27 protein-coding genes and 1 pseudogene are annotated in these 25,624 nt (G+C 40.5%); 4 read left to right on the plus strand and 24 right to left on the minus strand.

Annotated elements, in window-relative coordinates; translation table 11 throughout:
• Positions 1-170: 170 nt before the first annotated feature.
• From HWX15_RS02850 to HWX15_RS02885, 8 genes and pseudogenes are all read right to left on the minus strand, one after another.
• Positions 171-783: pseudogene (locus HWX15_RS02850) on the minus strand (lysostaphin resistance A-like protein).
• 29 nt (positions 784-812) lie between these two features.
• Positions 813-1,061 carry an immunity protein BlpZ gene (gene blpZ / locus HWX15_RS02855; protein ID WP_061425323.1) on the minus strand — a complete coding sequence of 83 codons (249 nt, stop codon included), beginning with the start codon at positions 1,059-1,061 and terminating at the stop codon, positions 813-815.
• 41 nt (positions 1,062-1,102) lie between these two features.
• Positions 1,103-1,792, minus strand: a complete 690-nt coding sequence (locus HWX15_RS02860) for a CPBP family intramembrane glutamic endopeptidase (RefSeq protein WP_175880221.1) — start codon at positions 1,790-1,792, stop codon at positions 1,103-1,105.
• A 65-nt stretch (positions 1,793-1,857) separates the two neighbouring features.
• A complete protein-coding gene (locus tag HWX15_RS02865; RefSeq protein WP_175880222.1) occupies positions 1,858-2,241 on the minus strand; it encodes an immunity protein in 384 nt (127 codons plus the stop codon).
• An 82-nt stretch (positions 2,242-2,323) separates the two neighbouring features.
• A complete protein-coding gene (locus tag HWX15_RS02870) occupies positions 2,324-2,728 on the minus strand; it encodes an immunity protein (RefSeq protein WP_175880223.1) in 405 nt (134 codons plus the stop codon).
• A 371-nt stretch (positions 2,729-3,099) separates the two neighbouring features.
• Positions 3,100-3,456, minus strand: a complete 357-nt coding sequence (locus HWX15_RS02875) for a hypothetical protein (RefSeq protein ID WP_033679716.1) — start codon at positions 3,454-3,456, stop codon at positions 3,100-3,102.
• Positions 3,457-3,524: 68 nt separating this feature from the next.
• The gene (locus HWX15_RS02880; protein WP_175880224.1) at positions 3,525-4,874 is read right to left on the minus strand and encodes a sensor histidine kinase; all 1,350 of its coding nucleotides are present in this window, start codon (positions 4,872-4,874) and stop codon (positions 3,525-3,527) included.
• A 13-nt stretch (positions 4,875-4,887) separates the two neighbouring features.
• Positions 4,888-5,625 (minus strand): response regulator transcription factor, encoded by a 738-nt coding sequence (locus HWX15_RS02885; protein WP_175880225.1) that lies wholly within the window; start codon positions 5,623-5,625, stop codon positions 4,888-4,890.
• A gap of 295 nt (positions 5,626-5,920) precedes the next feature.
• Here HWX15_RS02885 and HWX15_RS02890 point away from each other — a divergent pair, with 295 nt between their 5' ends.
• Entirely contained in the window at positions 5,921-6,250 is a 330-nt protein-coding gene (locus HWX15_RS02890; protein WP_175880226.1) for a helicase BlpT, read from the plus strand.
• Between the two features lie 60 nt (positions 6,251-6,310).
• Here HWX15_RS02890 and HWX15_RS02895 read toward each other — a convergent pair whose 3' ends face one another.
• Both HWX15_RS02895 and HWX15_RS02900 read right to left on the minus strand, forming a co-directional pair.
• The gene (locus HWX15_RS02895) at positions 6,311-7,360 is read right to left on the minus strand and encodes an ABC transporter permease (RefSeq protein ID WP_175880227.1); all 1,050 of its coding nucleotides are present in this window, start codon (positions 7,358-7,360) and stop codon (positions 6,311-6,313) included.
• Positions 7,357-8,088 (minus strand): ABC transporter ATP-binding protein, encoded by a 732-nt coding sequence (locus HWX15_RS02900; RefSeq protein ID WP_000889954.1) that lies wholly within the window; start codon positions 8,086-8,088, stop codon positions 7,357-7,359. The genes HWX15_RS02895 and HWX15_RS02900 overlap by 4 nt, the downstream gene beginning before the upstream one ends.
• A gap of 67 nt (positions 8,089-8,155) precedes the next feature.
• Here HWX15_RS02900 and HWX15_RS02905 point away from each other — a divergent pair, with 67 nt between their 5' ends.
• Complete coding sequence (locus HWX15_RS02905) at positions 8,156-8,566, plus strand: HIT family protein (protein ID WP_050275810.1); 411 nt, start codon at positions 8,156-8,158, stop codon at positions 8,564-8,566.
• Positions 8,567-8,575: 9 nt separating this feature from the next.
• A complete protein-coding gene (locus HWX15_RS02910) occupies positions 8,576-8,863 on the plus strand; it encodes a hypothetical protein (protein WP_175880228.1) in 288 nt (95 codons plus the stop codon).
• A gap of 384 nt (positions 8,864-9,247) precedes the next feature.
• Here the strand turns inward: HWX15_RS02910 and dnaJ are convergent, their stop codons facing one another.
• The 12 genes from dnaJ to HWX15_RS02970 all read right to left on the minus strand — a co-directional run bounded on the left by dnaJ (position 9,248) and on the right by HWX15_RS02970 (position 20,677).
• Complete coding sequence (gene dnaJ, locus HWX15_RS02915; protein ID WP_033679702.1) at positions 9,248-10,384, minus strand: molecular chaperone DnaJ; 1,137 nt, start codon at positions 10,382-10,384, stop codon at positions 9,248-9,250.
• A gap of 270 nt (positions 10,385-10,654) precedes the next feature.
• Positions 10,655-11,287 (minus strand): DJ-1/PfpI family protein, encoded by a 633-nt coding sequence (locus HWX15_RS02920; RefSeq protein ID WP_175880229.1) that lies wholly within the window; start codon positions 11,285-11,287, stop codon positions 10,655-10,657.
• Positions 11,288-11,502: 215 nt separating this feature from the next.
• Entirely contained in the window at positions 11,503-13,326 is a 1,824-nt protein-coding gene (gene dnaK / locus HWX15_RS02925; RefSeq protein WP_000034661.1) for a molecular chaperone DnaK, read from the minus strand.
• Between the two features lie 373 nt (positions 13,327-13,699).
• A complete protein-coding gene (gene grpE, locus HWX15_RS02930; protein WP_175880230.1) occupies positions 13,700-14,224 on the minus strand; it encodes a nucleotide exchange factor GrpE in 525 nt (174 codons plus the stop codon).
• Between the two features lie 26 nt (positions 14,225-14,250).
• Positions 14,251-15,285, minus strand: a complete 1,035-nt coding sequence (hrcA, locus tag HWX15_RS02935) for a heat-inducible transcriptional repressor HrcA (RefSeq protein WP_000255759.1) — start codon at positions 15,283-15,285, stop codon at positions 14,251-14,253.
• 175 nt (positions 15,286-15,460) lie between these two features.
• The gene (locus HWX15_RS02940; RefSeq protein WP_175880231.1) at positions 15,461-15,958 is read right to left on the minus strand and encodes a DUF2812 domain-containing protein; all 498 of its coding nucleotides are present in this window, start codon (positions 15,956-15,958) and stop codon (positions 15,461-15,463) included.
• A gap of 34 nt (positions 15,959-15,992) precedes the next feature.
• The gene (locus HWX15_RS10230) at positions 15,993-16,568 is read right to left on the minus strand and encodes a DUF2812 domain-containing protein (protein ID WP_175880232.1); all 576 of its coding nucleotides are present in this window, start codon (positions 16,566-16,568) and stop codon (positions 15,993-15,995) included.
• A complete protein-coding gene (locus tag HWX15_RS02950; RefSeq protein WP_175880233.1) occupies positions 16,568-16,888 on the minus strand; it encodes a PadR family transcriptional regulator in 321 nt (106 codons plus the stop codon). Before HWX15_RS02950 ends, HWX15_RS10230 begins: the two co-directional genes overlap by 1 nt.
• Positions 16,889-17,001: 113 nt before the next feature.
• Entirely contained in the window at positions 17,002-18,348 is a 1,347-nt protein-coding gene (glnA, locus tag HWX15_RS02955) for a type I glutamate--ammonia ligase (RefSeq protein WP_001122886.1), read from the minus strand.
• 36 nt (positions 18,349-18,384) lie between these two features.
• Positions 18,385-18,741, minus strand: coding sequence for a transcriptional repressor GlnR (gene glnR / locus HWX15_RS02960; RefSeq protein ID WP_081529909.1), 357 nt, complete (start codon positions 18,739-18,741; stop codon positions 18,385-18,387).
• 76 nt (positions 18,742-18,817) lie between these two features.
• Positions 18,818-19,345, minus strand: coding sequence for an FUSC family protein (locus HWX15_RS02965; protein ID WP_000119915.1), 528 nt, complete (start codon positions 19,343-19,345; stop codon positions 18,818-18,820).
• A 135-nt stretch (positions 19,346-19,480) separates the two neighbouring features.
• Entirely contained in the window at positions 19,481-20,677 is a 1,197-nt protein-coding gene (locus tag HWX15_RS02970) for a phosphoglycerate kinase (RefSeq protein ID WP_001096743.1), read from the minus strand.
• Positions 20,678-20,916: 239 nt separating this feature from the next.
• On the opposite strand from HWX15_RS02970, the gene HWX15_RS02975 reads away from it, so the two are divergent.
• The gene (locus tag HWX15_RS02975) at positions 20,917-22,548 is read left to right on the plus strand and encodes a Na/Pi cotransporter family protein (RefSeq protein ID WP_175880234.1); all 1,632 of its coding nucleotides are present in this window, start codon (positions 20,917-20,919) and stop codon (positions 22,546-22,548) included.
• 368 nt (positions 22,549-22,916) lie between these two features.
• Here the strand turns inward: HWX15_RS02975 and HWX15_RS02980 are convergent, their stop codons facing one another.
• Positions 22,917-24,524: a CTP synthase gene (locus HWX15_RS02980; RefSeq protein WP_057487515.1), complete on the minus strand. Its 1,608-nt coding sequence runs from the start codon at positions 24,522-24,524 to the stop codon at positions 22,917-22,919.
• Between the two features lie 389 nt (positions 24,525-24,913).
• On the minus strand, positions 24,914-25,501 hold the full coding sequence (gene rpoE / locus HWX15_RS02985; protein WP_049512146.1) for a DNA-directed RNA polymerase subunit delta: 588 nt from the start codon (positions 25,499-25,501) through the stop codon (positions 24,914-24,916).
• Between the last annotated feature and the right edge of the window lie 123 nt (positions 25,502-25,624).

A 25,624-nucleotide genomic window follows, 5' to 3' on the forward strand; every position in this document is an offset into this window, starting at 1 on the left:
TACCCTGACACGGATTTCCACTGGTTTTTACAATTTTTATCAGACTAACTTCCACTTCTACTAGCGGTGGAACTTAGTTTGGGAATTTACCGAAAAGCCTCTAGATTGGCTTGGATATCATTATAGAAAGAAAAAGGCAAGCACCGTCTTCTGCTTACCTTTCATGATTTTTATAAATAATATAAGAGTGGCCAAGCATTGTAAAACATGTGAACTAGAGTAGAAACCCATAGGTTTTGGCTCTTTTTATAGGCAAAGCCCAGCAACAAGCCCCCAAGTAGATAAAAAATAAACGAAGGAACATTAGAAGGTCCATGCATGAAAGAAAAGAGAGAGGAAGTTAGCACAAGCCCTAACCAAGAGTTGTCAAAAACTGCACCTTGAAGAAGTCCTCTGAAAATGAGTTCCTCCTGGATAGGTGCCAAAAACTGAGGAAGTCAAAATCAAAGACAGAGAAATTCCTCTGCTAACTTCCGACAAGTGTTGAACTCCTGCGCCAGAAGAAACAGCAAAGAATTTAATATAAACCAGCGTCTCAAGCACACTTAGAAGAAAGATTGCAATGAAAAGCAAAAGTTCTTTCTTGCTTAACATCCCAAAAGAAATCATTTCAAACTTTTTAGCATAAGCAACACTCAGCGAGGTTACTAGAAGACTTACAATAATCAATTCAGATTCATTTTGAAAAAAATCCCCATGGTTAATCGTATAAGGAACTGTAATGACGATTAGTAGTACTAAAAATCCAAAACAAAAGGCATGAAATTTATCAAAAAACTCCATAAAACTATCCTCCTCACCAAACAGACTTCCTACAAGTCATCCTTTAGCTCTAACCTTTCCAAAACAAACCATTTTAGTAACCAAAATCCGACCACATAACCACCCCCTAAAAAGATAGCCATTAAAGATAGCATGGGGTTTAGGAAATAAAAGGCCACAACAGATACAAAGGTTAGCACAAAAACATTAAAGGCAATGGTGTCAGAAGCCAAGACTAGAATATAGGGCGTCAACCAGTCTAAGGTTTTGGAATCTAGGAAAAATAAGTGTTTATACATGATGACCTCCTCTATGGCTGAAAAGCAAGACTTTTATTTTTTTACCCCAAGACCCTATGTAAAAAAGTGAGCAAAAATGGTAAGTTTGCGATGATATTATTAACAATATGAATCGAATAAGAAGGATAGATACTCTTCGTATAACGTGTTAGACAGGCAAATAGACAGCCCACTGCCGTATAGACAAAAATATCTGCGAGACTTGGCAAGCTAGAAAAGTGGGGCAAGGCAAATAAGAATGACGGAAAGAGAAGATCCAGCCCCCACCTCGAATTCTTACAGAAGGCATGTTGAAGCAGTCCTCTACACACCAATTCTTCCATCAGAGGTCCTAGTACGATTAAGGTTAGGTAAACACCAAACTCCGCAAAATTTGTCTCACTATAGGCAATAAACAAATTCCACCCTTCGTTCGTCCCCTGAACGTGTTTAGCTGTCAGATAGTTAAAGCAGATAAGTACAACAGCGGCTAACACCGTCAGAACAGAATAGCTCAACCACTTTTTCCTAGGGATGCGAAAGAGATAAGCATGGCCCGACCTAACCAAAATCCAAATCATCAAGCAGATAAAGAGAAGGCTGATGATGTTTCGAATCCAGATAAGATTTCCTACCCAAGACGAGAACTCCCAATAATTGCTCCAAAATTGGGTCGTCCAAGACAGTCCGAAAAACAGAAACAAATAAGAAAGAATGGCACTCGTTTTAAAAAGAATAGAGTGTTTTTTCATAGAAACCCTCCCCGCTATCTACAAGACAGGATAACCTCCTCCTGTCAGGCTCTATTACTGCAAGATTAAGAAGACAGTTTGTTCTTTTTAAGGCTAACCTGACTACTAGATAATAGATACATTAAGGCATTAAAGACAATGAAAATATGTCCATAGAATAAAATCAACCTCGCATCCAAACCAAGATAAAGTTTGACCATCAAAAAGATGAGCAAAAGAATTTGAAACCATAAGGTTTTTCCAAAAATAAATTTAAAGCGATTTCGAATATCTACTTCCTTGCTTTTTACCGCCACCCCTTTATTAGCAAGAAGGAAAACGCCTGCTTCAAACAAGCCACTGTAGAGAACAATCCACCCAATCGATACATTAGAGATTTGTAAAAATTTCCCTAAAAGAATATTCAACACACTACTCAAGAAAATAACAAAAAATAATCTGTATTTCATATTAAATACCTCCATTCATTTATTTCACGAACTTTTTAATAGAGCCTTCTACTCAAATATACTGCCAGAAGAGGATAGAAAGTTACTTTTTATAATACTTCAAGCCCCAAATGAGCAGAAGCATGATAAGCAAGCAGAGAATAGCGCCAATATAAGCAATTAGTTGTTGGTAAGATTCTCCTGCTGTGATACCTCTATACAAACAGATAATAGACATAAAACCTGTCAAGCCGATATACATGAGTTGATTGGTTCTAGGACTAACCAAATCATCATCTTCAAACTCTCTTATTCTCATTTCCCTAGTGAGGTAAACAGTAACCAAAATAGAGGCCAAGTTAATAACCACTAAAAGAAATTGGAGAACTACGGAAAAATTTAAAAACTGACGAGATAGAAATAGATAAGTAGAGACAAGTAAAGGCAACTGACCTAGGAACAATCTCGCAAGGAAGATGTTCCGTTTTTTAGCAAGAAAAGTTTTCATTTCTTTGCTCCTTTCTTTTTAGTTAAAGCAAAATAGATCACAACCGCAATCATATAGGCTATGGTATAAAATAGATGATACCAAATACTCTCCCTAAGCGGATAAAGAAGGATAGACATGATCAGATACAGAACGAAAATGATTAGTATTTTTTTCTTCATAAGATTTCCTCCTAAATGTATGCTTTATCTTAGTTTAGCTACAACCTTTACACTGCTAGTATAGCACTCATTTTATCCTTGGATCACTCAAATCATAAATGGTCATCAAAACCTCTTGAATTGTAAAAATTTAAAAAGCAAGCATGGAAAACATACTTGCCCTGGGGGAACTTGACAATGTGAAAATACAAAATAGAAAACTACTCACCCTCACTTCCGTATGTTCTCATATATTCTCATAATCGCAACAAGGATAGCAGCTGTCCCACTTGCCAAAGCGATAAGGGTAATGATAATGTTGAGGATTTCAGGCGTACTCCCTATTCTATTGATAAGACGGAGTAGGGATATAACTGTCAACTGAATCAGGAGTATTGATTCTACTCTTACCATTGAAGTAAGTCTGTTTTCAACTGCATATAAAAAGGCTGGTAGCATAACACAGGCTATAGCAATCACAAACAGGTTGCTCCCTGTTTCTTCTCCCTTGTTCACCACGGAAATCATGAGAAGATTCGATGCTATAATCAACGTAGAACAGATGATAAAAAAGGATTTCTTATTCATATAGGATACCTCATATACTATGGCATTTTAATTGATGACTACAGGTAGTACTTCTTTCAACAGATCTTCTAATCATCAACCGACATCGAGTGAACCGTTAAAACCTGACGAAAGACTTGATTTTGACAGGTGGTATTTAGACTGGTATTAGGATGGCTTTCCACAATTTTCATGACGGTATAGAGACCAACTCCTCTCTCTTCCCCTTTAGAACTGGCTCCAAAGGAGAAAATCTCAGAAATATCTATGCCCTCTTCTTTGATGGAATTTTCAATGATAAAGGTCTCCTGTGCTCCATTTTTTAAAAAGGCGATTGAAACATGAGGTTGACTGGCCTCTGCACTGGCTTCAATAGCATTGTCACCAAGGATGGACACAATGGTTAGAAAATCAAGTAGACTCATCCCCTCGACCTGAATCTCCTCAGGAACTTCGACATTAAAGACAATCTTCTTATCTCTAGCTTTTAGAAATTTCCCTGCTAGAAGACTTTTGAGGGCACGGTCCCGAATATTTACCAATCTGCCAAGGTCATATTTGTTGTCCTGCAATTTCTGACTAGAATCCTTTAAGACCGAGTCGTAGACCTCTTTTATCTGCTCCATATCCTCCTCTTCAATGCCCAGACGTAAACTGGTCAAGAGGTTGGTGTAGTCATGGCGAAAACTCCGGACTTCCTTGTAAAGTTCCTCTATATGCCGACTATAGCGTTCCATATCTCTGTAGCGCAAGGCCTGTTCTTGGTCCAATCTCTCATGGAGTTTGTCCTTCAAATAGGTATCTAGCTTCTTGATAATACCCATAAAAAAGAGTAGGTAAAAGACTAGGATGAGATGGCGAACAGTCGTTGATTGAATACCTTGTTCATATTCAAAGAAAGACAGACTTTGCATCACTAGATAGTAAGCCCCCATTATCCAGTTAATCGTAGTCAGGGACTTTTGAAAACCTTTATCGAGAGTCTCCCTTCTCAAACTAGTAAAATCATAGTCTAACCATTTCAAAAAGGCTAGAGAAATAAAGCAAATGAAAATTTTTATACATAACCAAATAAAAGAGCGGTCATCATACACATGCCCTTGCCCCAAAAATGGAATCACAAAATAGGAGACTACCCTGAAAAAAAGATTCACCAACATCATTGGGAAGAGACCATAAAAGAAGAGTAGTTTTTTAGGAAGCCCTCTTAACAATAAGAAAGATAAACCAATGCCGTACAAGGGTTCCATAAAATAAGTTAGGTAAGTATTTCCTACTATATAGTTAATCGTTACAAAAACGACTGCTAAAAGTAACTTAAAAAGAAAAGCTTTAAAAAATCTCTCCAGAGTTAGAACAATTCCATCCACCTTAAAAAATATAAACAATTCCAATCCAGCTATCAAAAATGAATATACTATCTTCCAAACTATTTCCATTACATCACCTCACTTAGTGTAAGTTATTGATAGTCTCAGACACTTCCCTGACCTTATAACGCGCGATCAGACAGCTTCCCCCATTGGGAAAGAAAAGCAGTTTTTCTTTCTTATCCAAACGCACCACATTGGCAGGATTGATGAGAAAAGAGCGGTGGCACTGCAAGAGACGAGGCTCCTGCTTGAAAACCTCCTCTAAACTCGCTGTAAATTCCAGCCTGTCCGTCTTGGTATAGAGAATAACACGATGGGCTCTGGGCGATGTTTCGAGATAGTAGACCTCTTTAAAAGGATACTGGAATTGGGCAAATTTTGATTTAAAGTAAAAGCAATCTTCCGCCAGACTTTTACTATCTTGATTATTGGCATAGAGGAGGGCTGTCTCGATACGAGATTCAAACTCCTCTGCTGACAAGGCCTTATCAATATAGTCCAAAGCAGACACTTGGAAGCGAAAGGACAGGGGCATAAACTCCGAGTGAGTCGTCACAAAGACGATGAGAGCATAAGGATCCCGATCCCGAATCTTTCTAGCCACTTCCAGACCCTTCATCTCCTCATTTCGAATCTCAATGTCCAAAAAGAATAGTTGATGGGCTCCCTTCTCATGCACTTCAGCCAACAGTTGGTCTGGCTTACCAAAAACTTTAAAAGAACTGGAAGTGATATGATGTTCCTTCAAGAGTTTTTCAATCGTCGTTTCAATCCTAGTCTGTTGGGAAAAATCATCTTCTAAAACAAATATTCTCATCTTCTTACTCTCCTTGTTTCGATTTCTTCCTAAAAAGAGAATAGCAAAAATACTATGATACAAGCCCACCAAATCCTAAACAGGCCTTTAACGCTCCTGAAGGGTAGCTTGTCCCTCAAATAAGCATGATAATCTTACCACTATTTTATCATAAAATTTTAACAGTGCCATTCAGGAAATTTCAAGGGCAATTAAAGATTTTATGGTGAAAAAGGAGATAAAAGTGATAAACTGACAGTATCAAAACACAGTTGCTAGAATCAAGACTAGCACCCAGATTAAAGGAGGAATTCTCATGACAGATACAGACCCTATCAAAAGAGCTCAGACTTTGATTACTGACTTAAACAAAGCCTACCAAGCATGCAAACAGGCAACCGCTGACGACGTCCGCTTTCAGGAGCAATTAAACTCTGTTCTTAGCTTTCTAGCCAAGGCTGAGACAATGGATAATCGAGTCTTGATTGAACTGGAAAAATTTTACCAGACTTCCAGTCTTCTCATGGGACTCAGCTCTCTTGATCCAGATGCTCCTACACGCGCCGCCTGGCGAGCCTATGACCGCTTCCACTTTGACCAAGTCAAGACCAAGTTGAACCTCTATGGGCCAACTATAATCTTGTAGAAAATAAAAGAAGTTGAGACAAACTGAACTCAACTTCTTTTTTAGTGTCATATAAGCATCTTAGTCCTGCATCTGACGTTTTACCTGATAAGGTAAGTACAAGACTAGTAAAACCAAACCAGCTCCCAGTAAAGCTAGAAGGGCTAGTTTTTCTTGGAAGGTCACAAGGCCGACGACTAATTCCACAAGTAAAACAAAACTGGTCAATCCTCGGACTACAGCCTGTAAGCCTTTTTCCTTTTGCCCCTTGTCCAGTGGAAAGAGTTGGGTCAAATACTGGTAGTCAAAGGCATGATAGAGGGCCAGCAACTGGAAGAGCAAGAGGTAGTTAAAGAGAACCACCACTGCTGTCGCAATCCAAGCTTGCTCGATAAAGACCTGTGCCAGTATGGAAAGCAAGAGCAGACGGAGACTGAGCGCAAAGAGGTCTCCATTTCGCAAATAAGAACGCAGATAGAGATTTTGCCAAATCTTCCCAGGCACCTTCTGAACAGCCTTTAGGATAAAGTCCAGATAGGCACGACGCTTGACGCTGTTTGAAATTCCCTTTACCTGCGTAAAGAGGGCAAAGAAACGAAGCAAGACTTGCTTGCGCTTGCTTTCTTGAGAAATAACATAGTCCCAGTCCAGTCCAGTTTCAGTGAAAAATTTGCTGGCCTTTTGACGAAAGAGGAAATATTTACCTACCCCCACTAAAAGTACATAGACCAGAAAAACAGGCAAGCCATAACCCATGGCTAAAAATAAGGGCGCAAATAAAAGCAAGAAAAGGGTCTGGACAAAGAGCCAAAAGACTAGGGAAATGCCAGTTTGACGCTTGAGATGGAGTTTGATTTCCTCTTCTCCGACTAAGAGAAAGAGCTTGTCTGGAGCCTCCATATAGGTGGCAATTCCTCCCCAAAGCAAAAGTAAAACAGAGGTAATTCCTACAAACAAAAGGATAGGCCAATGGTTTTCAGGAAAATGCTGTAAAAGTTGACTGTACTGGTAGGCTAGAAAGCCCAGCAGAACAAGCAGAAACAAGACAAAGTGGTCATTGAGAACATAGCGCAGATAACCAAGACACTCCTTACGAAAAGCCTGCTTTCTCTTTAAAAACAAGTCTTTCATAGCTCCTCCTCTTTGGTCAGAGCCAAGTAAATATCATTCAAACTAGCCTCAGGCATATCAAAGGCTTCGCGCAGTTGTAGGAGATTGCCTTTGGCACGCACTTCCCCTTTGTGAAGAATAACAAAAGCATCACACATCTTCTCCGCCGAATCCAGCACGTGGGTACTCATGAGAATGGACTTGCCCTTTTGCTTTTCCACTTCCAAAAGCTGAATCAAGTCTGCAATAGCCAGCGGATCGAGACCAAGGAAAGGCTCATCCACGATGAAAAGACTCGGATCCACCACAAAAGCACAGATAATCATGACTTTCTGCTTCATCCCTTTTGAAAAATGAACAGGGAACCAGTCCAATTTCTGGTCCAGACGGAACATTTTTAACAAAGGTTCTACTCGATCAAAAGCCACTTTCTGCTCAATACCATAAGCCATGGCAACCGTTTCGATATGCTCTCTGAGGGTCAATTCCTCATACAAGCTAGGTGTCTCAGGAATGTAGCCAATTTGCTTGCGGTAACTTGTCGCATCTTCTTGCAGGGTCAGGCCATTGATATTGATGGAGCCACTATAAGGTGTCAACAGGCCGATAATCTCATTGATTGTCGTCGATTTCCCAGCACCATTGAGACCAATCAAACCGACCAGCTGCCCACTTTCAACAGTAAAAGACACATCTTTCAAGACAGGGACATGGACATAGCCACCTGTCAGGTTTTTAATTTCTAACATATTTTCTCCAAATCTGGTATAATGTAGCTATATTATATCAAAATTCAATACAGTAGAGGTAGATTTTATGTCAGATTGCATTTTTTGTAAAATCATCGCAGGGGAAATTCCTGCTTCAAAAGTATATGAAGATGAGCAGGTTCTTGCCTTTCTGGATATTTCTCAAGTGACACCAGGACACACCTTAGTCGTGCCAAAAGAACACTATCGCAATCTTTTGGAAATGAACGCTACTAGCGCCAGCCAACTCTTTGCCCAAGTACCAAAAGTAGCTCAAAAAGTCATGAAAGCTACCAAGGCTGCTGGTATGAATATCATTGCTAACTGTGAAGAAATCGCAGGTCAAACCGTCTTTCATACCCACGTTCACCTCGTGCCTCGCTACAGTGCGGACGATGACCTCAAGATTGATTTTATCGCCCACGAACCTGACTTTGACAAACTCGCTCAAGTCGCTGAAACCATCAAAAACGCCTAAGGAGTTACCATGAAATTATCCAACCTACTGCTATTTGCAGGAGCCGCAGCCGGAAGTTATCTGGTCACAAAAAATCGCCACACCATCACAGATGAAGTCTTGAATACCACTGACCGCGTTCAAGCTATCAAGGATGATGTGGATATTATCCAAAACAGCCTGCAAATCATCGACCAGCAAAAAGAACTCATCAAGGAATACCAAGAAGACCTAACTTACAAGTTTAAAGTCTTGGAAAAAGATATCCAGACTAGACTAGCTGTCATCAAAGAAACACAGGTAATTGAAGATAAGTAAAAAGAGCTACTTAGCTCTTTTTTAAAAGGTAAACAAGTTATATCCCATCAACTATACATCATAATTTAGGCAACTCATTCACCATTTCACAACTAAATCGAAGACTTTTCGCCGTAATGAAAACACCTGAAACAGCTTGCTTTCAGGTGTCCGGAAACTTTGAGACCTGGGCTCAAAGTTTAGGTATGGAACTTCGAAAAAGGTCGCTACCGTCCGTCATTACTTAAGGAAAGTCTTAAAAAATCTATAAACAAAAAGAGCCACTCGGCTCTTTTTGTTTATACTCAATGAAAATCAAAGAGCAAACTAGGAAGCTAGCCGCAGGCTGTACTTGAGTACGGCAAGGCAACGCTGACGTGGTTTGAATTTGATTTTCGAAGAGTATTATTCTCCTTCAAAGGCATCTTTAATATGGTCAAAGAAGCCCTTTTTCTTTGGATTTACTTTCAAGTCACCAGCAGCTGCGAATTCTTTCAAGGCTGCTTTTTGGCGGTCATTCAAGCCTGTCGGTGTTACGACATTAACGGTAACATATTGGTCACCAACTGCACCACCACGAAGGCTCGGAGCTCCTTTGCCACGTAGGCGGAATTTCTTACCAGTCTGAGTTCCCTCTGGAATAACCAATTCAACATCACCATGAACAGTTGGGATATCTACTGTATCACCAAGAGCCGCTTGGACAAAGTTGAGGTTGAGATTGTAGAAAATAGTAGTTCCTTCACGTTCAAACTTGTCGCTGGCTTCCACAGAAACCACCACGTACAAGTCACCGTATGGTCCACCGTTAAATCCTGCTTCACCTTGGCCTGCTAGGCGAATTTGTTGACCAGTTTCCACACCAGCAGGAATTTTCACATGTACACTATGGGCTTGTTTTTCATGACCTGTTCCGTGACAAGTTGTACATGGATCTTTGATTTCTTTTCCGCGACCGTGACAGACATCACAGGTTACTTGACGACGCATCATACCAAGAGGAGTTTGTGTATCAACGTTAATGACACCAGCTCCATGACAGCGTCCACAAGTGACTGGACTTGTTCCTGGCTTAGCACCAGAGCCATTACATGTACTACAGCTTGCTTCACGATTGTACTTAACCTCTTTTTCAGCTCCAAAAATAGCTTCTTCAAAGGTCAAATTCACACGGTATTGGAGGTCATCCCCCTGACGAGGAGCATTTGGATTGCGTGAAGCACCGCCTCCGCCGAAGAAACTTGAGAAGATATCTTCAAAACCACCGAAGCCACCTGCACCGTTGAAACCGCCAAAACCACCTGCACCACCAAAGCCACCGTTGGCACCCGCAGCACCATATTGGTCATAGGCCGCACGTTTTTGGTCGTCACTCAAAGTCTCATAGGCTTCCTGAACTTCCTTGTACTTTTCCTCAGCACCAGGCTCCTTATTGATATCTGGGTGATATTTTTTCGAAAGCTTACGATAAGCCTTTTTGATCTCGTCTGCCGAAGCGTTTTTGGACACCCCCAGACGATCATAAAATTCAGTATTGTTCATAATTCAAGATACAAAGGGCGTCAAACGGACACAGCCAAAATAGGGGTTTTGACGACGGACGCTTGCGTCCTAGAAAAAACTATCTTTTTGGCACAGTCCGTAGCCCGTGTTCAATTCCCTGAACACCTTTGTTCCTTTCTATTGATGTTGTGAATCGAACCACCATTTAGGTCGGGGTCAATTCCTTTCTTTTATATTGAGTAAGAAATTTGAGAACCCGTGTTCAGTTACGAACACCCTTGTTCCTTTCTATAATTTTCATGTAAATCTTTAGAGGCTGTTTTCTATACTCTGCTTCACTTGATCAAACTCTTCATCTGATAGAGTAAATATCAAATCCTCTTCAGCATACTCGTTCTGTTCTCTAAAATAGTTGTCAGTATTTTCTGCCAAACCTAGACCGAAAATCACTTTTCTTGCAAACTCTTGATGTGCAAAACCGATAGCCGTAATGATTTGTTTATCTTGGACAAGAACTTTCGGTTGGAAATTCTCACGTGGAAGAAATTCAAAATAGTCAAAGAAGTTTTGCCAAATTCCACCTGTAAATTTCGTGTCGTTCAACAAGCCTGCTTTCGCCAATAAAAGGGGCGCTGAAGAAATGGTGGCAATTAGGATATCTTGCTCATTAAGACTTCTCAAAAACGAGATCAATTTCTCATCTTGTAGAGCAGGACCTATATTTACCATTCCTGGCAAAATCACACAAGAATAATCTTCTATACGGATCTGATCCAATGTTTTCGTCGGTTGACAGGACAAACCATCCTCAGAGACCACCATCGAATGATCTGAAGCTACATAATCAATCGTGATGTCAAAAGACAGAGCTAAAGTACTCGTTAAAGTGGTTATCTCATAAAGAGAAAAATTAGGATAAATGATACAAAGTACTTTTTTCATACGCAACATCCTCTATTTTACCGAAAAACAGAGGCTGGGTTGCAACCTCTGGATTTCTTCTTATCATTACGACGTTCGAGTTTTAAAAATCAAACTAGTAATGCTAAATCGAGCACGCCCTAACCTCTTGGTGAAAAAGACAAATCTTCCTAGAAACTAAAGTTTCTGCATCAGATTTCCTATTTTCACTGTGAGGTTTTAACGGGCTTTGCATCTTATTTCTCAGTAAACTCTCCGTCTACGACGTCATCGCCTGCGTTTCCTGTTGCTTGTGCACCTTCTGCTCCTGCTTGAGCTTGTTGGGCTGCTGCGGCTTGTTCGTAGAGTTTAACAGCAAGTCCTTGAGCTTTTTCGTTCAATGCTTCAAGTTTTGCTTTCATGTCGTCCAAGTTGTTGTCTTCTTGAGCTTTTTTAAGGTCATCAAGGGCAGCTTGGGCAGCGTCACGTTCTGCGTCGAAGCCTTTGCCTTCAGTTTCCTTGATTGTCTTTTCAGTCGCAAAGATTGCTTGGTCTACTTCATTACGAAGGTCAACTTCTTCTTTACGTTTCTTATCTGCTTCAGCGTTTGCTTCTGCATCTTTCATCATGCGGTCGATTTCTTCGTCAGTCAAACCTGAGTTCGATTGGATCACAATAGTTTGTTCTTTTTGAGTTCCAAGATCTTTAGCCTTAACAGACACGATACCGTTCTTGTCGATGTCAAATGTTACTTCAATTTGAGGAATACCACGAGGTGCAGCTGGGATATCTGTCAATTGGAAGCGTCCAAGAGTCTTGTTATCTGCTGCCATTGGGCGTTCACCTTGAAGAACGTGGATATCAACGGCTGGTTGGTTGTCTGCTGCTGTTGAGAAGACTTGTGATTTAGATGTTGGAATTGTTGTGTTGCGGTCGATGAGTTTTGTGAATACACCACCCATTGTTTCGATACCAAGTGACAATGGTGTTACATCAAGAAGGACAACGTCTTTGACATCACCAGTAATCACACCACCTTGGATAGCAGCACCCATGGCAACAACTTCATCAGGGTTTACTGATTTGTTTGGTTCTTTACCAGTTTCAGCTTTAACAGCTTCTACAACGGCTGGGATACGAGTTGAACCACCAACAAGGATAACTTCGTCGATTTCTGACAAGCTCAAACCTGCATCTGAAAGGGCTTGACGGACTGGAACTTTTGTACGTTCTACAAGGTCACGAGTCAAATCGTCAAATTTAGCACGAGTCAAAGTCATTTCCAAGTGAAGAGGTCCAGCCTCACCTGCAGTGATAAATGGCAAGCTGATTTGTGTTGAAGTTACACCAGAAAGGTCTTTCTTCGCTTTTTCAGCTGCATCTTTCAAACGTTGCATTGCCATCTTGTCAGTAGACAAGTCAATACCGTTTTCTTTCTTGAATTCTGCTACCAAGTGGTCGATGATTTTTTGGTCAAAGTCGTCACCACCAAGTTTGTTGTCCCCTGCAGTTGACAATACGTCGAAGACACCGTCACCCAATTCAAGGATAGAAACGTCGAATGTACCACCACCAAGGTCAAATACCAAGATTTTTTCTTCTTTATCAGTCTTGTCCAAACCATAAGCAAGGGCTGCTGCAGTTGGTTCGTTGACAATACGTTCTACTTCAAGACCAGCGATTTTACCAGCGTCTTTTGTTGCTTGACGTTGAGCATCGTTAAAGTAAGCTGGAACTGTGATAACTGCTTTAGTTACTTTTTCACCAAGGTAGTCTTCAGCATAACCTTTCAAGTATTGAAGAATCATAGCTGAGATTTCTTGTGGAGTGTATTCTTTGCCGTTTGCAGAAACTTTTTCAGAAGTTCCCATCTTAGATTTGATAGAAATAACTGTATCTGGATTTGTTACTGCTTGGCGTTTTGCAGCATCACCAACGATGATTTCGCCGTTTTTGAATGATACTACAGATGGAGTTGTGCGGTTTCCTTCTGGGTTTGCGATGATTTTGCTTTCAGTTCCTTCAAGAACTGCAACTGCTGAGTTTGTTGTACCTAAGTCAATACCGATAATTTTAGACATGTGTTTTTCTCCTTGTTAGTTAATTTTCTATTTTTGATATTTCCCTTAAGTGGTGGGGACGTGAGCAACTCCCTTCGGGATTTAATCACTTATTTTTGAGCCTATTGTCTCAAAAATCCCCTGTTTCAGTAGCAGAAGCTACTGAAACTTTCACCACGGCGGGAAATATCTTCCTTGCAAGCCTCCGGCTTGCCTCTTATCTTTCTTCATAGTTTATTGTCGTTTCGGACAAGTTTTCTATTATGTTACGACACGAGGAGTCGAAATCAATTTTATTTCGACGACGAGTTGCTTCAGCTACCGTCAGAATTGCCTAACCGAACACTTCGTCAATCTCCTATTTTTACTGTAAGCTTTATACGGGCTTTGTATCTTAGCTATACACCACTACCATTGCTGGGCGCAGGATGCGATCATGGAGTTTGTAGCCTTTTTGGAAGACTTGGGCGATAGTATCTGCTAGGTGTTCATCATCTGCTGGGAGAGTTTGGATAGCCATATGGTAGTTATGGTCAAATTCACCGTCAGCTGCGATTTCTTCGATTCCTTCTTCTTTCAAAGCGTGAATCAAGCTTTCTTGCACCATTTCCAAGCCCTTCTTCACATCATCTGTCAAACCTTCAACTGCGAGTGCACGCTCAAGGTTGTCGAGCGATGGTAAGATTGCTTTTGCCAAGTCCTGACTACGATAACGTTGTAAGTTTTGACGCTCTTCATTGGCACGGCGTTGGATATTTTGCATTTCTGCATGAGCGCGAAGGTATTTGTTTTCGAACTCATCTGCACGTTCATTTGCCAAGTCCAACTCAGATTTCTCAGGAGTTGTTTCTTCTACCGTTTCCACAACTTCCTCTTCTTGGACTTCTTCTACTTCTTCATTTTTTATATCTTGGGCCATTTTCGCCTCCTTTAATGATTTCAATCTTAATGTACTTCGTAATGATTACTGCTGAGGTAGCGGTAAAAATCTGTCAACTTCATGGTCAAAACACGGTTGACTACGTTGACTTGGTTGATTAGCTGCTGATAATCCAGATTAACAGGACCGATAATGGCTAGAATTCCAACTCCCCGATAAGGAATGAGGAACTTGCTACTAATCACCGCTAGGTCAGCTAGACAGGACTCTTGACTGTCTGCAACACGGACGTTTTGCATCTGATCCTCACGCAACCCCTCACGAATCTCCAGAGCCACCTTTTGCGGTTGGTCAAAGAACTGATAAGCTGCCAGATTGGCAAAATTCAAGAGATTAACCTTGCCCGCCACCACAATGTTTTCATTGAACATTTCCTTAAAGATATGTTCAAAGAGATCGATAACATTGTCCGTTGTTGTAAAGTAACGCTGGATAATCTGCGGAATCTCCGTCCGAATCTTGTAGTGAATATCTAGAACAGTATGACCGAGGAAACGTTCCTGAATGATGCTCTTCAGCTTCAGCAAATCCTCCTGTAAAAAGTTCCTTGGAATCAGAAACTGACTAGTAACCGTTCGCGACTCGTCTAGGGTAAATACTGCCAAGGCTGTATGTTGCCCCAAAACAACGATATCAAAGGCTGTCAAACGTTGCCTGCTCGGCTCAACATCCAGTGCTACTACCGTACAGCCACTCAAGTCTGTCAGTAGATTAGCAGCCTCTTGCAGAATATCCTCCAATTTGAAGAATTCCTGGTCAAAGGCTTTGACAATCTCATATACCTCATTTTCAGCTAGTCGGTCAAAATCCAGTGAGTGTTTTACATAGTACTGAAAACCAGCAACACTTGGCATCCGACCACTTGAAGTATGAGCCTTCTCAAGCAAACCTTGCTTTTCTAGAGCCGCCATGTCATTACGAATGGTTGCACTGCTAGAGTTAATAGACTCTTGCAAGGCTTTGGATCCGACAGGTTCGTGCGTTTTGGTAAAGATGTCAATAATCAGATTTAAAATATCCTGCTGACGCTCTGTAACCACCTCATCACTCCTCTCTGTCTGATCAATTAGCACTCGATATACTTAAGTGCTAACTCATGATTCTATTATACACCCTTAAAAAAGAATGTCAAGATAAAAACTCAAAAAATTAGCACTCTTTTATCAAGAGTGCTAAAAATCAGTCTGAAGACCTAGAACCTTGCTATTCATCTACTTAGTATTTCATTTTTAATCTGAAATAACCATAGATTAGATAAGAAATCATTAAAGCATATAAAAGAAAAATAACGAAGAAAGACATAGAAAGTTCTTCTTTAAATAAACTTATACAAACAACAAGACCACCTAAGAAAGTAGCTGCACATGAACGAAATCTATATCGCATAACTTCCCATCTGTGCCCCTTACTCATATAGACTTGATCCTCTGGAAGTAAATTAGAAGACGATTTACGAAGAATCGAACAAGAACCTGCTCCTATCAATTCCCAACCTCTATTTCTAAAATCTTGCAGTTCATGCTTATGCTTTTTAAGAAATCTAGAATCATAGATACAGTAGATGACATCGTCTGGTTGACATTGGTCAAAATAGAACAAACCAAAACAACTCGTTCTATATCTCCAGCCTTTCAAGTGCATCTCATGCAAATATTCTTCTTCCTTGTCCAAATCAACAATGGTGAAAATCCGAAATTCTACTCTGCTATTCATTGTCTTACCCCAAAATTAGAAAACATGCCTGGCGTTATTTATTAGATAATTCTTTCCACTTTTGACTCAATCTCCAAAAAATATAAGAAATCTGAATCGCAAAAACTATCAATAAAACCCAATCTATTATGAAAATCAAAAACACTTCCCAACTGAAAGAACTAGCTCCACTGACAAACCTTGAGAAAACCGGTAGTAGAGCTAAAAAGAGAAGCAAAATAGGAAGCATCCGCCTCGTTAAAATCCGTTTGACCACCGCTAACTTCCCGGCCGCGTCATTATAAATTTCAAACTCAGCATCCGACTCAATTCCAGAATGAAGTTTTCTAAAGTAGGAAAAACCATTAAAGTCTGTAATATGCTCCCAGCCACAGTCTTTAAATAATTGTAAATAGGAGGCTCTATCTGATTTTTTCATGGGATAAAAGTCCAACTGATAAGACACTTGCTCAGGGTGACCCTTTTCAAAGGTATACTTAACTGCAAACAATAAGATAGAATAGCTTACTTTTCTAAGTTTCCAGCCCTTAGCATGCATTTCTCTAAAGTATAGAGCCTCCCTCTCATAATCCGCAATTGTAAAAAGTCGATAAACAACTTTCTTTTCCATCATACTTCCTCCCGACTGTTTCTATAGAGCCGTTTAATACGCTTCAATTCAATATCTAAGACTTTTCGTCCCAAGTCTGTTATCTGATAGATTTTTCGTTTTTCCTCTTCTCGGACAAAGGAAATCAAACCATCCTTTTCCATTTTTGACAAGGTTCCATACATAGTTCCAGGACTAATCGAAACCTGCGAATCTGTCATCTCCTTAACCTTTTGCGCAATACTATAACCATGACCTTCCTTTTGCAGACAGAACAAGATATAAAAGCCCGTTTCCGTCATCGGAAGATAAACTCGACGAATCTTATCCGTTAATTCCATTTATAAGCACCTCCTATTCAGTTCGATATATCGCACTTCGTTATACAAAATATATCACACCTCGATATAAAACACAAGAAAAAAGATCACCCACAGGTAATCTTTCCTCTATATTAGTAAAGGTCTAAATAATTATCAATTTCCCATTGTGAAACGAAGGTTGCATAACTTGCCCATTCGATTCGTTTGGCTTCAAGGAAACTAGTATAGATGTGTTCTCCAAGAGCTGCTCTGACAACCTCATCTTCTGTCAAAGCTTTCAAAGCGTTGTGAAGAGTTGATGGAAGGTCTGTAATACCAGCTTCCTTACGCTCTTCTGCTGTCATGATGTAGATATTTTCTTCGATAGGAGCTGGTGCTTCGATTTTATTCTCAATACCATGCAAACCAACTTCCAAAAGAACTGCCATAGCAATATATGGGTTTGCCATCGGATCTACTGAACGCAACTCAAGACGAGTTCCCATACCACGTGAAGCAGGTACACGCACAAGTGGCGAACGGTTACGACCAGCCCAAGCAATGTAAACAGGCGCTTCATAACCTGGAACCAAACGTTTGTATGAGTTAACCGTTGGATTCATGATAGCAGTATAGTTGTAGGCATGCTTGATCAAACCGCCAAGGAAATGGTAGGCCGTTTCTGACAACTGCATTCCTTTTGGATCATTTGGATCAAAGAAGGCATTGTTTCCTTCTGCATCAAACAAGGACATATTACAGTGCATACCTGATCCGGCAATACCAAATTTTGGTTTCGCCATAAAGGTTGCGTAAAGTCCGTGTTTGCGAGCAATGGTTTTAACAACAAGTTTAAAGATTTGAATCTTATCACAAGCACGGAGAACTTCATCGTACTTGAAGTCAATCTCATGTTGTCCAACCGCAACCTCGTGGTGACTCGCTTCTACTTCAAATCCCATTTTGGTCAAGACATTGACAATCTCACGACGTGTATTGTCCGCAAGGTCAGTAGGCGCCAAATCAAAGTAGCCACCCTTGTCATTTACTTCAAGTGTTGGATCACCATTTTCATCTAGTTTAAATAGGAAGAATTCTGGCTCTGGACCAAGGTTGAAGGATTTGAATCCCACTTCTTCCATGTGACGAAGAGCACGTTTCAAATTACCACGAGGGTCCCCTGCAAATGGTTCACCTTCTGTTGTATAGACATCACAGATCAAACCTGCAACACTTCCATTTTCATCTCCCCACGGGAAGACTGTCCATGTATCCAAGTCTGGGTACAAGTACATATCCGACTCATTGATACGTACAAAACCTTCAATAGAAGATCCATCAAACATAGCCTTATTTGACAAGACCTTATCTAATTGTTCATCTGTAGCAGGAATTTCGACGTTTTTCATGGTTCCCAAAATATCTGAAAACATGAGACGAATAAAGGTAACATTTTTTTCCTTGACTTCACGACGAATATCTGCAGCTGTGATTGGCATGAGTTTTCTCCTTAATGTATGACTACTTACGGTTGCCTAACCGCGACCAAAAGGTGACTGTACTGAAGCAAAGCGACCCTGTTGGAGGAGTTCATTGTGAAGTGCACGACGCACCTCAGTCTGACTCACCGCTTTCTTGGATTTCGCTTCACGTTCAGCATATTTTTTCTTAATGGCAGCGATATTATAACCTTCAGAGAGATAATCTTTGATTTCAAGTAGACGATCCATGTCATTCAAGGAATACATGCGACGGTTCCCTTCGTTTCGATCAGGCTTAATCAACTCTTGATCTTCATAATAACGAATCTGACGCGCCGATAGATCAGTCAACTTCATAACACTGCCGATAGGAAAAACAGCCATATTTCGGCGAAATTCTTTTTCCTTCATTTACAATTTCCTTCTTTCTGTCTATTATAGTCTAAAAAAAGATAAACGTCAATTGATAATGTTATAAAATGTAACATTATTTTTCTTTTTTCTCTAAAAAGAGACGAATACGATCAATGTCGTAATTTACGAGAATTGCGACAAAAACTCCCATGAACGTTTCTGATACACGCGCAAATACGTACAAAATTGTTTCGCCACTCGGGATCGATAGGGTAATGATTAACATAGCTGCTACACCACCAATAACCCCTGCTTTATTATTCATGGCTACATTTGTCATAATGGTTAACATGGTGCAGATTGGAACAACTACCAAGGTCACCCAAAAGGCTTCGTGGAAAAAGGTATTTAATAAGAAGAAAACCAAGGCATAGAGGCCACCGATACTATTTCCTAGAATACGCGAAGTCCCAAAATGAACACTCTTATCAAAACTCTCCCTCAGGCTAAAAACAGCTGTCAAAGCACCAATTTGAAGACCTTTCCAACCAAAAAAGCCAAAAATCAAGAGAACTAGAAAAACAGCAATACCTGTTTTAAAGGTTCGCATACCAAGTTTGAACTGGGATTTATCGAATTTATATTTTTTAAAATAACTCATAATCTCAACTTTCTATTTCCATTTTATCATAAATTGACTGATTTTATGAGTAATAGTTGAGATGAAGCGTTTTTATTTTAAGCAAAAGAAAAGAGGAACTTTCATTCCTCTCTTCTTTGATTTGTTTATAAAATCTTATTTTTCTGTCAAGGCTGCAAGTCCTGGAAGAACTTTACCTTCGAGAAGCTCCATTGAAGCGCCTCCGCCCGTACTAATCCATGAGAATTTGTCTGCACGACCAAGGTTAATCGCTGCGGCAGCTGAGTCACCACCACCGATGATTGATTTAACGCCTGGTTGTTTCACGATAGCATCCATCACACCGATTGTACCAGCTTGGAAGTCTGGGTTTTCAAATACACCCATAGGTCCGTTCCATACAACTGTTTTGGCACCAGTCAAAGCTTCGTCAAATTTAGCGATAGATTTTGGACCGATGTCAAGACCAAGGAAGCCTTCAGAAACTGCTTCACCTTCAGTGTCACGCACTTCAGTGTAACCAGCAAATGCGTTAGCTTCTTTAGAGTCAACTGGCAAGATCAATTTACCGTTTGCTTTTTCAAGAAGAGCTTTCGCAACATCCAATTTGTCTTCTTCTACAAGTGAGTTACCGATTTCGATACCTTGTGCTTTGTAGAATGTGTAAGTCATACCACCACCGATAAGGACTTTATCAGCTTTTTCAAGCAAGTTTTCGATAACACCGATCTTGTCTGAAACTTTTGAACCACCAAGGATTGCTACGAATGGACGTTCTGGAGTTTCAACTGCTTCTTGGATGTAGGCAATTTCGTTTTCAAGAAGGAAACCAGCAACTGCTTTTTCAACATTTGCTGAGATACCAACGTTAGATGCGTGTGCACGGTGAGCTGTACCGAATGCATCGTTTACGAAGATACCATCTCCAAGTGATGCCCAGTATTTACCAAGTTCAGGATCGTTTTTAGATTCTTTCTTGCCGTCAACATCTTCATAACGAGTGTTTTCAACCAAGAGAACTTGTCCATCTTCAAGAGCGTTGATAGCTGCTTCCAATTCAGCACCACGAGTGACACCTGGGAACACAACATCTTGACCAAGTTTTGCTGCCAAGTCAGCAGCTACAGGAGCAAGTGATTTACCAGCTTTATCAGCTTCTTCTTTCACACGTCCAAGGTGAGAGAAAAGAATTGCACGTCCACCTTGTTCGATGATGTACTTAATAGTTGGAAGAGCTGCTGTGATACGGTTGTCGTTAGTGATTACGCCATCTTTCAATGGTACGTTGAAGTCAACACGAACGAGGACTTTTTTACCTTTCAAGTCAACGTCTTTAACAGTAAGTTTTGCCATGTTACAAAAACCCCTTTATTTATTTTATTCGAAACTATTATATCACACTTTGGAAATATAAGGAAAGATTTCACAAGATTTTTCGATATTTAATCTTTGTGGCATGCTAGAGTATATTATTTTTGCTTTTTCTCACGAATTTTCTTTCTAAAATCTTAGCTTAACACTTGTTAGATTTACTTTTATCCTTTAAAATAGAATAGGAGATATTCCGCGATTATTTTTCGGAGGAAAAAGAAATGTCCATTAATTGGCAGGAAATTTTATTTCACTTTTTAGGTGGTCTGGGGCTATTCTTATATAGTATCAAGACCATGGGAGACGGTTTGCAACAAGCTGCTGGAGATCGCCTTCGTTTTTACATTGACAAATATACTAGTAATCCTTTCTTTGGAGTTCTGGTTGGTATTGGGATGACTGCTCTAATTCAGTCTAGTTCTGGTGTAACAGTTATCACAGTCGGTCTGGTCAGTGCCGGTCTCCTAACCTTACGTCAGGCTATCGGAATTGTCATGGGGGCTAATATCGGGACAACAGTCACATCCTTTCTTATTGGGTTTAAACTAGGTGACTATGCCCTGCCTATGCTCTTTATCGGTGCTGTCTGTCTCTTCTTTACAAAAAATCGGACAGTCAATAATATCGGACGCATCCTCTTTGGTGTCGGTGGTATCTTTTTTGCCCTCAATCTCATGAGCGGTGCAATGGCTCCACTCAAAGATTTACAGGTCTTTAAAGACTATATGATTGAGCTAAGTAAGAATCCTGTTTTGGGTGTCTTTGTCGGTACCGGCTTGACCTTACTGATTCAAGCTTCCTCGGCTACCATCGGGATTTTACAAAACCTCTACGCCAGCAATCTCATTGACCTGCAAGGAGCTTTGCCAGTTCTATTTGGTGACAATATCGGGACAACCATTACAGCCATCATTGCCTCTTTAGGTGCTAATATTGCAGCTAAACGGGTAGCAGGAGCTCATGTTGCCTTCAACGTTATCGGAACAGTCGTCTGCGTTATTTTTCTAGTTCCTTTTACAGCCCTGATTCATTGGTTTGAATCTACGCTAAATCTAGCACCAGAAATGACCATCGCCTTTGCTCACGGAACTTTTAATATTACCAACACCATTGTCCAATTTCCATTTATCGGAGCTCTGGCTTACTTTGTAACCAAGATTATTCCTGGAGAAGACGAGGTTGTCAAATACGAACCCTTATATCTTGATGAACATTTCATCAAACAAGCCCCATCTATCGCTCTCGGAAATGCTAAGAAAGAGCTCTTGCACTTAGGAAACTACGCTGCTAAAGCCTTTGACCTTTCCTATAAGTATATCATTGACTTGGATAAAAATGTAGCTGAAAAAGGGCATAAAACCGAAGAAGCCATTAACACCATCGATGAGCAATTAACACGTTATCTCATTGCCCTTTCAAGCGAAGCTCTCAGTCAAAAAGAAAGCGAAGTTCTCACCAATATCCTTGATTCCTCCCGTGATTTGGAACGGATTGGAGACCACGCGGAGGCTCTACTCAATCTAACTGACTATCTTCAACGGAAAAATGTTGAATTTTCTGATGCTGCCTTGAAAGAATTAGAGGAAGTTTATCGTCAAACTAGTGACTTTATCAAAGATGCTCTGGATAGTGTGGAAAACAATGATATTGAAAAAGCACGCAGTCTTGTAGAACGCCATGAAGCAATCAATAAGATAGAACGTGTTCTCAGAAAAACCCACATCAAACGCCTCAACAAAGGCGAATGTTCAACACAAGCTGGGGTCAACTTTATCGACATCATCTCACACTACACTCGTGTATCAGACCACGCTATGAACCTTGCTGAAAAGGTTTTTGCAGAACAAATCTAAGAACCAAGAAGCTATCCTGAATGGGATGGCTTTTTGCTTTTCCTAAGCAAGACTAGGCTGAATGAAACTGAGAGAGTATTCTGCAGATATAGTGGATTAAATTAAAAAAGTATAGTGTATTGAATCTATAACAGTACACCTTGACTGCTAAAATATTTCTAGAAATTGATTTGGCTTTCCGAATTAATTTGTTCAGATTTTATTTCACTTCAATATACTGATAAATCCATTCACTAGCACAGGGCAAGAGGGAGTCGCTATTGATTTCAACGGTAGCAGGTACATACAGAGGACTCCTAACTCAGATATACTGCAATATCATTGTATGCAAAAAACCTCTGAGATTCTTCTCAAAGGTTCTGATTTTGCTAATTGCTGTTCTCAACCGCTGCAGTAATAAAGGCAGTGTAGAGTTCTTCTGGACGATTTGGACGACTTGACAGTTCAGGGTGATACTGACACGCTACAAAGAATTTATTTTCAGGAATTTCCACGATTTCGACCAAACGATTGTCTGGCGAAACTCCTGAGAAGACAAAACCTGCTGCCTCAAACTGCTCACGGAAGGCATTGTTAAACTCATAACGGTGACGGTGACGGCGTTGCACCACTTCTTGATTGTGATAAGCAGCTGCTGCCTTAGAGCCACGTTTCAACTTAGATGGATAAAGCCCCAAGCGAAGGGTTCCCCCCATATCCTCAACATCAATCTGATCACGCATGATATCAATGATAGGGTATTTTGTTTCTGGTGCAAGCTCTGCAGAATTGGCACCTTCAAGACCTAAAACGTGACGAGCAAATTCGATACAAGTTAACTGCATTCCCAAGCAGACACCCAACATTGGAACGTCATTTTCACGCGCATAGCGAATGGCTTGGATTTTCCCTTCCGTACCACGTTGACCAAAACCACCTGGTACGATAATTCCGTCCGCATCAGACAAGAGCTCTGCCACATTCTCTGCTGTCACATCATTGGCATTGATCCAATTGATTTTAACTTCTGCGTCGTTGGCATAACCAGAGTGTTTCAAGGCTTCAACCACAGAAATGTAGGCATCTTGCAGTTCAACATACTTACCGACAAGGGAAATTTTAACTTGTTTCTTGAGGTTCATGACCTTGTCCACCATGGCTGACCATTCTGTCATATCTGCTACTGGTGCGTCTAATTTCAAATGGTCACAGACAATTTGGTCCATACCTTGCGCCTGCAAATTCAGCGGAATTTGGTAAAGATGTTCGACATCCAACGATTCGATAACGGCTTCTGGTGCCACATCACAGAACTGGGCTAGTTTATTTTTAATTCCTTGACCAGCCGGCTCTTCTGTACGAATAACCAACATATTTGGTTGGATTCCCAATCCACGCAATTCTTTTACAGAGTGTTGAGTTGGTTTGGTCTTCATTTCACCAGCAGCCTTGAGGTATGGAAGCAAGGTTGTATGGATGTACATGACATTATCCGCACCCACATCTGCCTTCATCTGACGAAGGGCCTCTAAAAATGGCAAGGACTCGATATCCCCAACGGTTCCACCAACCTCTGTGATAATGACATCAGAGTCGGTCGTTAGAGCGGCACGCTTAATTTTTTCTTTCAAAGCATCTGTGATATGAGGAATGACCTGAACAGTTGCCCCAAGGTATTCTCCACGGCGTTCTTTACGAAGCACTTCACTGTAAATTTTCCCAGTTGTCACGTTGGAATATTTGTTGAGATTGATATCGATGAAACGTTCATAGTGACCCAAGTCCAAATCTGTCTCAGCTCCGTCATCTGTCACAAAAACTTCCCCGTGCTGATAAGGACTCATAGTTCCCGGATCGATATTGATATAAGGGTCAAATTTTTGAATGGTTACTTTGAGACCACGATTTTTCAAGAGACGGCCCAGACTTGCTGCCACAATCCCTTTCCCAATAGACGATACCACACCACCAGTTACAAAAATATATTTCGTAGACATAGATTCCTCTTTCTAAAATGCTCAAGGCCTTGTTAACTACGAGGGGACATAGAAAACAAGACCCTACTAATAAGAATAATCTGGGACTACTGCACCAGATTCACAACTAATACTCTTCGAAAATCTCTTCAAACCGCGTCAACGTCGCCTTGCCGTAGATATGTGTTCCTGACTTTGTCAGTCTTATCTACAACCTCAAAACAGTGTTTTGAGCAACCTGCGGCTAGTTTCCTAGTTTGCTCTTTGATTTTCATTGAGTATAAAATACAAGAAGATAACTTCTTGAAAAAACAAAAATAGCTCCCTAAAAACTAGGGAGCCCCGACCTCTAAAAGAGGTGCCCGAACAATATGATACCTAAAAATAGGATAATTGTCAATAGCTAACTTTTATTCCTCGCTGGTTTCAGCATCATCTTCTGAGAACTCGTCATCTTCCTCGTTGAGATCCACGTCTTCACCCAAGTCATCAGGAGCGATTTCGTTGATTTCTGCATCGTAAGCTTCCACTTCATTTTTCTCATCATCTGGATTTTCATCATCGTATGAAAGAGCTGGATCTGCTTCGTATGCATCTTCGTCTTCTGGATCATCTGCATTGTAGTCAATAGCATCTGAATCGCCATCCATAAAGGCATTGACACGTTTTTTCTTAGCTTTTGGTGCCACTTCATCGTCATCATTTTCTTCAAGAGCGATGATCTCTTCGTCGATTTCGTCCACACCATACCATGAACGAAGGCCCCATTTGTTGTCTCCAAGTGAGATGAAGCTACCGTCAAAGTTCAACTCTGTGTAGAACAGAGGCAAGGCTTCGCGGATATCGCTGTTTGATGTTCCAAGGTAGTTTTGAATTTCGTTTACAAGATCGCTAAAATGCATCTCATGATCGCGACCACGAAGTTCCAAGATAGCACGCGCTACCTCAATCATAGATAGTTCACTTTTTTCTTGCCCAGCAAATACTTCTAATTCCAAAGCGTTTCTCCTCATTTATACTACTATCGCCAGAGCGAACAGACTCTGACCTCATTTTATCATTTACTCTTTATTTTACGATAATTTTGCAGAATAGTCAAAGGTTAAGGGGGAGAAAATGGC

It is taken from the genome of Streptococcus thalassemiae (genome assembly GCF_903645285.1).
In the GTDB taxonomy this organism is placed as follows: domain Bacteria; phylum Bacillota; class Bacilli; order Lactobacillales; family Streptococcaceae; genus Streptococcus; species Streptococcus thalassemiae.

What these genes read in the sequence shown, in the direction of transcription:
- dnaJ (WP_033679702.1), bottom strand. Translation starts at nt 10,384, where the DNA reads ATGAACAATACTGAATTTTATGATCGTCTGGGGGTGTCCAAAAACGCT.
- HWX15_RS02950 (WP_175880233.1), bottom strand. Translation starts at nt 16,888, where the DNA reads ATGGAATTAACGGATAAGATTCGTCGAGTTTATCTTCCGATGACGGAA.
- HWX15_RS02910 (WP_175880228.1), top strand. Translation starts at nt 8,576, where the DNA reads ATGAAATTATCCAACCTACTGCTATTTGCAGGAGCCGCAGCCGGAAGT.
- HWX15_RS10230 (WP_175880232.1), bottom strand. Translation starts at nt 16,568, where the DNA reads ATGGAAAAGAAAGTTGTTTATCGACTTTTTACAATTGCGGATTATGAG.
- HWX15_RS02885 (WP_175880225.1), bottom strand. Translation starts at nt 5,625, where the DNA reads ATGAGAATATTTGTTTTAGAAGATGATTTTTCCCAACAGACTAGGATT.
- HWX15_RS02905 (WP_050275810.1), top strand. Translation starts at nt 8,156, where the DNA reads ATGTCAGATTGCATTTTTTGTAAAATCATCGCAGGGGAAATTCCTGCT.
- HWX15_RS02880 (WP_175880224.1), bottom strand. Translation starts at nt 4,874, where the DNA reads ATGGAAATAGTTTGGAAGATAGTATATTCATTTTTGATAGCTGGATTG.
- HWX15_RS02875 (WP_033679716.1), bottom strand. Translation starts at nt 3,456, where the DNA reads ATGAATAAGAAATCCTTTTTTATCATCTGTTCTACGTTGATTATAGCA.
- dnaK (WP_000034661.1), bottom strand. Translation starts at nt 13,326, where the DNA reads ATGTCTAAAATTATCGGTATTGACTTAGGTACAACAAACTCAGCAGTT.
- HWX15_RS02900 (WP_000889954.1), bottom strand. Translation starts at nt 8,088, where the DNA reads ATGTTAGAAATTAAAAACCTGACAGGTGGCTATGTCCATGTCCCTGTC.
- HWX15_RS02870 (WP_175880223.1), bottom strand. Translation starts at nt 2,728, where the DNA reads ATGAAAACTTTTCTTGCTAAAAAACGGAACATCTTCCTTGCGAGATTG.
- HWX15_RS02975 (WP_175880234.1), top strand. Translation starts at nt 20,917, where the DNA reads ATGTCCATTAATTGGCAGGAAATTTTATTTCACTTTTTAGGTGGTCTG.
- HWX15_RS02920 (WP_175880229.1), bottom strand. Translation starts at nt 11,287, where the DNA reads ATGAAAAAAGTACTTTGTATCATTTATCCTAATTTTTCTCTTTATGAG.
- HWX15_RS02970 (WP_001096743.1), bottom strand. Translation starts at nt 20,677, where the DNA reads ATGGCAAAACTTACTGTTAAAGACGTTGACTTGAAAGGTAAAAAAGTC.
- HWX15_RS02865 (WP_175880222.1), bottom strand. Translation starts at nt 2,241, where the DNA reads ATGAAATACAGATTATTTTTTGTTATTTTCTTGAGTAGTGTGTTGAAT.
- glnR (WP_081529909.1), bottom strand. Translation starts at nt 18,741, where the DNA reads ATGAAGGAAAAAGAATTTCGCCGAAATATGGCTGTTTTTCCTATCGGC.
- HWX15_RS02980 (WP_057487515.1), bottom strand. Translation starts at nt 24,524, where the DNA reads ATGTCTACGAAATATATTTTTGTAACTGGTGGTGTGGTATCGTCTATT.
- glnA (WP_001122886.1), bottom strand. Translation starts at nt 18,348, where the DNA reads ATGCCAATCACAGCTGCAGATATTCGTCGTGAAGTCAAGGAAAAAAAT.
- HWX15_RS02965 (WP_000119915.1), bottom strand. Translation starts at nt 19,345, where the DNA reads ATGAGTTATTTTAAAAAATATAAATTCGATAAATCCCAGTTCAAACTT.
- HWX15_RS02890 (WP_175880226.1), top strand. Translation starts at nt 5,921, where the DNA reads ATGACAGATACAGACCCTATCAAAAGAGCTCAGACTTTGATTACTGAC.
- HWX15_RS02895 (WP_175880227.1), bottom strand. Translation starts at nt 7,360, where the DNA reads ATGAAAGACTTGTTTTTAAAGAGAAAGCAGGCTTTTCGTAAGGAGTGT.
- HWX15_RS02860 (WP_175880221.1), bottom strand. Translation starts at nt 1,792, where the DNA reads ATGAAAAAACACTCTATTCTTTTTAAAACGAGTGCCATTCTTTCTTAT.
- grpE (WP_175880230.1), bottom strand. Translation starts at nt 14,224, where the DNA reads ATGGCCCAAGATATAAAAAATGAAGAAGTAGAAGAAGTCCAAGAAGAG.
- HWX15_RS02940 (WP_175880231.1), bottom strand. Translation starts at nt 15,958, where the DNA reads ATGAATAGCAGAGTAGAATTTCGGATTTTCACCATTGTTGATTTGGAC.
- blpZ (WP_061425323.1), bottom strand. Translation starts at nt 1,061, where the DNA reads ATGTATAAACACTTATTTTTCCTAGATTCCAAAACCTTAGACTGGTTG.